The sequence below is a fragment of the Acinetobacter sp. YH01008 genome (assembly GCF_013420435.1).
Lineage (GTDB): Bacteria > Pseudomonadota > Gammaproteobacteria > Pseudomonadales > Moraxellaceae > Acinetobacter > Acinetobacter pseudolwoffii.
In genome coordinates, this window is record NZ_VOYD01000054.1 from 1 (window position 1) to 7,023 (window position 7,023).

A 7,023-nucleotide genomic window follows, 5' to 3' on the forward strand; every position below is an offset into this window, starting at 1 on the left:
CAATAATGAAAAAGTTCCTACACCACTCTCCGGGAAAATATAGTAGGCAGTTTGTTGTCCTTGTTCTCAGTGGTTCAACAAAAACTAGCCCTCGAAGCCGCAGAACGTGGCGTGGACATAAATTGTTGGTGGTGTTTCAAAAAGTATGCTGAAAAAAAGCAGGTTGGATTTTGATAAAATAGAGAAATGCGAATAACTCTAGAAATCAAGTGTCCAGCCTGCCTAAGTGACAGTATAAAGAAAAATGGCACAAAAGTAGATGGTAAGCAAAATTACCAATGTAAAATATGCAGACGTCAATTTATTGGTGATCATGCTCTCAGTTATCAAGGCTGTCACTCAGGTATCAAAACCAAAATATTACACCTCATGGTGCGAGGCAGTGGTGTCAGGGATATAGCAGAAATTGAAAGAGTAAGTATCGGTAAAGTTCTACGGACACTTAGCCAATCAAAATATCAACTTCGAGCACAGCAAAGTCATTATGAAACCCTTGAAGTAGATGAGTTTTGGACTTTTGTTGGTCATAAGCAAAATAAACAATGGCTAATTTATGCCTATCATCGAGAAACAGGTGAAATTGTTGCTTATGTATGGGGTAACCGAGATTTAGCCACTGCAAAACGACTTAAATTAAAATTGAAGCAGTTAGGTGTAAGCTATACATGTATATCAAGTGACCATTGGGATAGCTTTGTTACGACCTTTAAAGAATGCAAACAGTTGATTGGTAAATTTTTCACTGTGGGTATAGAAGGCAATAATTGTCGATTACGGCATCGAATCAGGCGAGGCTTTAGGAGAAGCTGCAACTTCTCCAAAAAGCTTGAAAATCATTTCAAAGCCTTTGATTTAGTGTTCTTTTATATCAATAATGGATTCGTTTAATGCCAGCATACTTTTTGAAACACCACCGGAGAATAAAGAACGCCTTAACCATTCACCTATTGAGCTTGCACTTTTCATCCAAAAGAAAATTAAGCAAGGCGAGAAGAAAAACGTAATCGCTAAAAAGTTAAATGAAGATCCTGTTTTTATTTCTACTCACCTAGCTTTAGTGGATATGCCAGAGTGCTTATCTAAGGCTTATGATGCAGGTTTTAAATCTCCAAAGACTTTGTATGACTTACGCAAACTTTGGGAATCATTCCCTGAAGAAGTAAACGCTTGGGTGGATGAATCTTTAGAGAATGGTCAAGACATTATCAGATCGAAAGTACAGGCTCTATCTAAAAAGTTAAAAGAACCTAAGCAAGCTGAAGCGACTGAAGCAGATCCAGAATCAGAACCACAGGCGCAAGAAAGCCAAGAGCAAACCGCTATTATTGATGATAATGAATCTTTCAATTTTAATGGGAATGATCAAGCTGAAGCGACTGAAGAACTTGAAGTTAAAAAACTGATGGATCAATCGAACCAGAAAGAGCAGCCAGAAGCTAAAGAAGAAGATCCAGACAAAATCAAAAAACCGCTTTTAGTTGTTATTCATGACGGCAGACAAGCGAACCTGATGCTTAATAAAAAGCCTTCTTCTTTGGGTTTTGCATGGATCAAATACGAAGATGGAACAGAGGTATCCGTAGATTGCAGCAGCCTTGAAATCGAGTATTTACAAGAAGCCTAAACCTACCAATGGAAAAAGACCTTGCTAATGCAAGGTCTTTTTTTGGGCGGGTTTTCCCGACCACCTAGCTTGATTACCCTTAGTCATGACTAAGGAGAAAAGAGGGAAAAAAAGAAGATATATAATCTAGGGCAGGATAGGCAGTAGCCGTTAAAATTGCCATTTTGTCACCCAGTTGATAGAATGGGATAAGCAAAATATTACTTTGCTTATGGAATTAATCATGACTAAAGACAATAAAATCTTTTTCAGAGTTGATCGGGCAGTGCTTGATTGGTGGGAAGCAAAGTGTGAAAAACAGGGAATTAAGAAAGGCGCACCTTTCCAAAAAGCGTTAGAACTTTCTTATCAAAAAGAGAATGATCCTAACTTTTCAGGACAAGATTTTTCCTTGAATCTGGAAAAGGACTTAACCGAAAAAATCTATCAGTTAGCTAAGTTTGAAGAAGTAGATCCAGACGACTTGATCAAAAAAATGATCAAGGAAAAGTTATCTGAAATAGAAAAAACGCAAGACGTTATAGATGTATTTGAAAAAACATCACGCAAAGAATTACGGCTTAAACCAAGTTTGATGAAAGCCATTAATGAGAAAGCAGCACAGATCGGCATGAAACCGAATCAATATATCATTTCGGTTTTAACAGCTAATGTCACAAAAGATTCAATATTCTTTAGCCAGGAAGAAGCTCTTAAACTTGGCGAATCAAATAGTCAGCTTTTGGCGATTGGTAGAAACCTAAACCAAATGGCTAAGAATATGAATCAGGGTATTTATGAATCTTACGATAGAGAATTTGTCGAGCGAGTACATCAGCTAGTAAAAGCTCAAGTTAGGCATGTTTTCACTCTATTAGAGCGCAATAAAAAGAGGTGGGAATAATGGCTAACGGAAGCAGTAAGACTACCAGAGAAGTGCAAAGCACTTTGCTTGCTCATGGTGAGCAGCTACTTAACGGATCTAAAGTTAAGCGTGTTAATCAGACCCAAAGTTTAGATACTTTTTTAAATGATCTGTCTAAGCCTAAAAATGGATCTGGCCATTCAGCTAAATCAGCCCCTAAATCATCTCCAAATAGCGTTAAGGCAACTTTAAATAGAATCAGTAAAAAGACCCCTGAAGTAATGGTCAAGGTTACTGGTGGAGGTAATTCTATGGGGAAGGTGAAAGCCCACATGGGATATATCACACGGAATGGGCAATTAGAGGGAATTGATCAGGACGGAAATAAAGTTAATGGTAAGGATGATATAGAAGATACTGCTGAAGATTGGCAAATGTCAGGTACACCTATTTCTGATGAAGAATCTAAATATAAGCAGGCTTTTAATATTGTGTTATCTATGCCGAAAGGTACGGATGAAAAAGGCGTTTATGATGCTGCAAAAGAATTTGCAGAGGAACATTTTAAAGACCATAAATATATGATGGTGCAGCATACCTTTACCAATGACCCTTCAAAAGATCCAAGTGAAAACCCGCATGTGCATGTTGTTGTTAAAGCTGTTTCTGAAAAAGGTGATCGGTTAAATATCAGGAAGGCTGATCTTCAGGAATGGCGAGAAAGTTTTGCTGAAAAATTAAGATCCAGAGGGATTGAAGCGAATGCGACAAAACGTATAGCTAGGCTTCAAAAAAATAGAAGTGATAAGCAGTCAGTTAAACAAATGAAAGAGCAGGGCAAATCGTTTAAGCGATATGGTAAAAATAAGGCAAGTCCAGAACGTGTCCAGAAAGCTAAACAGCAAGAAAAAGAAGCATTGACGCATTACAAGGAAATTACTAAAGCTCTATCACAGTCACCAGATCCGCAAGATAGAAAACTAGCAGTTGATCTAGTGGACTATTTACGGAAACAGGTAGAAGTGAAAAAACCAACGCCACAGCCACAGATTCAACCTAATAAGCTAGATCTTCAACACGGAAAGAACAAGGGGAAAGAGCAAGACCGTTAATAATATAAGGGAAGGATAAGGCGCAATACTGTGCTTTAGTGCCCTTTAAAAATCCTTAATTTTCTGAGCGGGCATACCTAATTTAAACATCCTATTAAGCTCAAAAATTGCATATTTTAAATCTTTTTCAGGTATATGCTTAACATCAAAATATTCAATTTGGCCAAATCTCGCTTTATATAATGCAATTCGTTCTATTCTGTGTCGTTGCATCTGCACTGTTGACGACATAATTCGATCCATTAAATAGAATAAGTAATACGATGTGATCTGCATACTGTCTTTAATCATAAATCCATGATTTTTTGTACTTTTATAGTCATATAGTGTTTCATCAATACAAATATCTGCATCTATCCCCCCTAGTGCAACACGGATATTTGCAGAATATCTGGGATTGTATGTGATCAGACTATCAGGCTTAATAAGACCATTCTTAATGAATACATTATCAAAATTTTTGACTAGGGAAGATATATCTTCGTAAACCACGTTCTCCGTTGGTTTTAGTATGTCTTTCTTTGTTGCTACTGGTAGAAATCCAGATCGCCATAGATTTTCTAATTTAGCCAAAAGAATAATTCCACCAATAAATTCTTCATTTAGTTCTAAATCGTTTGATTTATTAGCTAGTAGAAAATCTATGTGATTTTGAATTTTTTTATACAATACCAAAATGCTTTTATTTTTCGTTTCCTCTAGAAAGCTGATAATTTTAGGTTGCTCAAATTCCTTAGCACTCAATTCAGTATTCGTGTAGTACGCACAAATTATTTTAGATAAGTAGTCAAATGCTGTACCAACCAAGCCTGAATCATAACTACTCGTTAATTTATGTTCACTCATAACTTCATAATTAGTAAAAGGAGGAATACCACTGTAAGTTTTGAAATCTTTTTTTTGGGGTGCGACACTTTTTATAATTTCTTTTACTTCCTTGCACTTAGGATCTGAAGATTTCAGTATCGACATTAAAGACATATTTTATACTCTTTATCCATATAGTTACTATTCAAACAATTTTAAAGATACTAAAGACTAGATTGAAAAATCTAAGTTTTTATTCTTTCTAATGCAAATTGAATCTTTTCTTTGGGGCAATACTGCTTTTTGGAAAACTTTTCCATTACAGCCGATCCAATAATTTTTTTATCTGTATTAAAGAAAAATATCTCTAAGTCATAAGGTACATTGACCATATTAAAACAGGTATAAATCGGCTTTTTCCACGTAAAGACTAAAGGCTTTAATGAAGGATTTTCTTTAAAACCTATTTCTTGATCATGCTCCCTATATAGGTACAGAGCCGTTAATTTTTTTCCATTAAAGCTAAACGTCTTTACTTCTTTATCTTGATCAAAGTAAGGGTTATAAACCTGTTTAAAGGCCATAACAGACACTACTATTAAAAGAGCTATAAACGCTGCATATTTTAATTTCAATTCCTGTTATTCCTTTTAGCCAGGTGGCAAGTCACATGCAAAAAAATTATCTTAGTCATGACTAATTATTTAACACTCATAAGTTGATCCCATTTAAAGTAATTGGGAGACAGCTTATTACGTGACATATTCCAATTTCTATCAGGTAGCATACTGGCACCTAATCCTATTTTTCTCTTACCAAATTTATTCTGTATATCATCGAGTGAATCCATAAGTTTATTACTTGATTCTATCTTGTTCATGTCCGTGAATAAGTCATAAATATGAGTGGCTTTAGGTTCAAGACAAGTGAGGATAACTCCACATTTTTTAAATCCAATATTCTTTTGGTATAGCTGATCAACCATTGAGGTAGCAATTTTAGAAAGTAATAAACTATTGTCTGATGGATCGGGTAAAGCGTAAGACAAAGATTTATTATAAAAAGGCTCAGAAGTATCAAATGGATTAGATTGAACAAAACTAATAATACAGCCACATAGTAAATTTTCACTTCTTAAACGGCTTACGGCATCCTGAACATAAAGCGTAATCGCTTCTTTAAGATCCTCACAGCTATAAACTTTCTGGCCAAAGGAACGGCTTGCTATTATTTGTTTTTTTGCTTTAGGACTTTGCTCAATTTCAATGCAAGAAATTCCCTGTAATTCTAATAGAGTTCTGTGCATGACTACAGAGAATTGATCTCTAATCATTAAGGGTGAAGCACAAACAAAATCTAGAACTGTATTAATGCTTAGGCTATTCAGCTTTTTAGTATGCTTTCTACCAATCCCCCATACTTCACTAACTTCTATAGATTGATATAAGCCCTCAATCGAACAATAGTCCATTGAAACAAGGTTACATACACCTTTTAAATAACTATTCTTTTTAGCGATATGATTAGCCATTTTTGCTTCTGTTTTAGTCCGTCCAATTCCAATACAGGCCGGCAAACCTAGCCAACGTGAGAGCCGATCCAGAATTAAATGAGCATAAGCAGTTAGATCATAATTTGAAGCATAAGCAGTTAGATCTAAAAAGCATTCATCAATCGAATAAATTTCTTGTTCTTGAGGTGTAACAAATTCAGCTAGGACTTTTATAAATCTGCGGGACATTTCCGCATATAGAGCATAATTACTCGAAAGGACTGTAATATTGTGCTGCTCTACAAGCTCCTTGAGTTGAAAAAGAGGTACACCCATCTTTATTCCTAAGTCTTTAGCTTCTTGTGAACGAGCCACAGCACAACCGTCATTATTAGATAATACGATTACTGGCTTATTATTCAGGCTTGGATTAAAGACACGTTCACAGCTTACATAACAGTTATTAATGTCTACCAAAGCAAAAATCTTATTTTGATTTTCCATGTAGATTAGACCAATAGGATTAGATTATTTATGTTTCCTAAATGGCTTAATGACAAAGGTCACTACACCCCATATTAATAATTCTTGGCAATCATTAAGGTGAATATCGTCATAATCTGGATTTTCAGCTTTAAGCCAACACTTATCACCTTCAATCATTAACCGCTTAACGGTGAACTCATTGTCAATTAAAGCAATAACAATATCTTCGTGTTTAGCTTCAAGACTACGATCCACTAAAAGCTCGTCATCAATTTCAATGCCTGCGTCACGCATGGAAAGAGAAGCTACTTTGACAACAAATGTTGCAGCTTCATTTTTCACAAGGTGTTCATTCATGTCTAAAGTTTTATCAATGTAATCTTGTGCGGGAGAGGGGAAACCAGCAGCTACTTTTTCTGAAGCTAAAGGAATACGTTTAAAGGTTGAAGGATTAATTAAAGTAATAGTAGCTACATCATTTAAGGTAGTCTTTTTATGATTCGCTAAAAACTTCTTAATCTCTACAATACGGGCACTGTTGCAAATAGTCGGTGGTGATAAACTTATCATCCCCTTTTGCTGATGGAGCTGCACATGAACCCATTCAAAGGCCGGCATTTTCAGCGTGACATCATTCTGTGGGCCGTACGCTGGTACT

At 35.7% G+C, this 7,023-nt stretch carries 8 protein-coding genes; 4 read left to right on the forward strand and 4 right to left on the reverse strand.

Going from position 1 to position 7,023, the window contains the following annotated elements:
• Window positions 1-186 precede the first annotated feature (186 nt).
• The 4 genes from FTT75_RS15075 to FTT75_RS15090 all read left to right on the forward strand — a co-directional run bounded on the left by FTT75_RS15075 (window position 187) and on the right by FTT75_RS15090 (window position 3,580).
• On the forward strand, window positions 187-888 hold the full coding sequence (locus FTT75_RS15075) for an IS1 family transposase (protein WP_004282341.1): 702 nt from the start codon (window positions 187-189) through the stop codon (window positions 886-888).
• Window positions 875-1,624: a transcriptional repressor KorB C-terminal beta-barrel domain-containing protein gene (locus FTT75_RS15080; RefSeq protein ID WP_227607606.1), complete on the forward strand. Its 750-nt coding sequence runs from the start codon at window positions 875-877 to the stop codon at window positions 1,622-1,624. Before FTT75_RS15075 ends, FTT75_RS15080 begins: the two co-directional genes overlap by 14 nt.
• Before the next feature lie 223 nt (window positions 1,625-1,847).
• The gene (locus tag FTT75_RS15085) at window positions 1,848-2,507 is read left to right on the forward strand and encodes a plasmid mobilization relaxosome protein MobC (RefSeq protein WP_180041309.1); all 660 of its coding nucleotides are present in this window, start codon (window positions 1,848-1,850) and stop codon (window positions 2,505-2,507) included.
• The gene (locus FTT75_RS15090) at window positions 2,507-3,580 is read left to right on the forward strand and encodes a relaxase/mobilization nuclease domain-containing protein (RefSeq protein ID WP_104516576.1); all 1,074 of its coding nucleotides are present in this window, start codon (window positions 2,507-2,509) and stop codon (window positions 3,578-3,580) included. The genes FTT75_RS15085 and FTT75_RS15090 overlap by 1 nt, the downstream gene beginning before the upstream one ends.
• Window positions 3,581-3,625: 45 nt before the next feature.
• On the opposite strand, the gene FTT75_RS15095 is transcribed toward FTT75_RS15090, so the two are convergent.
• From FTT75_RS15095 to FTT75_RS15110, 4 genes are all read right to left on the reverse strand, one after another.
• Entirely contained in the window at window positions 3,626-4,561 is a 936-nt protein-coding gene (locus FTT75_RS15095) for a hypothetical protein (protein ID WP_015060294.1), read from the reverse strand.
• Window positions 4,562-4,632: 71 nt separating this feature from the next.
• Window positions 4,633-4,971 (reverse strand): DUF192 domain-containing protein, encoded by a 339-nt coding sequence (locus tag FTT75_RS15100; protein ID WP_180009812.1) that lies wholly within the window; start codon window positions 4,969-4,971, stop codon window positions 4,633-4,635.
• 116 nt (window positions 4,972-5,087) lie between these two features.
• Window positions 5,088-6,383 (reverse strand): Y-family DNA polymerase, encoded by a 1,296-nt coding sequence (locus FTT75_RS15105; RefSeq protein ID WP_180009810.1) that lies wholly within the window; start codon window positions 6,381-6,383, stop codon window positions 5,088-5,090.
• A gap of 24 nt (window positions 6,384-6,407) precedes the next feature.
• Window positions 6,408-6,935, reverse strand: coding sequence for a LexA family transcriptional regulator (locus FTT75_RS15110; RefSeq protein ID WP_180041311.1), 528 nt, complete (start codon window positions 6,933-6,935; stop codon window positions 6,408-6,410).
• Window positions 6,936-7,023 lie beyond the last annotated feature (88 nt).

Bases quoted from the DNA above. Each gene is read 5' to 3' on its own strand.
- FTT75_RS15090 (WP_104516576.1), top strand. From the start codon at position 2,507: ATGGCTAACGGAAGCAGTAAGACTACCAGAGAAGTGCAAAGCACTTTG.
- FTT75_RS15110 (WP_180041311.1), bottom strand. From the start codon at position 6,935: ATGATAAGTTTATCACCACCGACTATTTGCAACAGTGCCCGTATTGTA.
- FTT75_RS15085 (WP_180041309.1), top strand. From the start codon at position 1,848: ATGACTAAAGACAATAAAATCTTTTTCAGAGTTGATCGGGCAGTGCTT.
- FTT75_RS15080 (WP_227607606.1), top strand. From the start codon at position 875: ATGGATTCGTTTAATGCCAGCATACTTTTTGAAACACCACCGGAGAAT.
- FTT75_RS15095 (WP_015060294.1), bottom strand. From the start codon at position 4,561: ATGTCTTTAATGTCGATACTGAAATCTTCAGATCCTAAGTGCAAGGAA.
- FTT75_RS15100 (WP_180009812.1), bottom strand. From the start codon at position 4,971: ATGGCCTTTAAACAGGTTTATAACCCTTACTTTGATCAAGATAAAGAA.
- FTT75_RS15075 (WP_004282341.1), top strand. From the start codon at position 187: ATGCGAATAACTCTAGAAATCAAGTGTCCAGCCTGCCTAAGTGACAGT.
- FTT75_RS15105 (WP_180009810.1), bottom strand. From the start codon at position 6,383: ATGGAAAATCAAAATAAGATTTTTGCTTTGGTAGACATTAATAACTGT.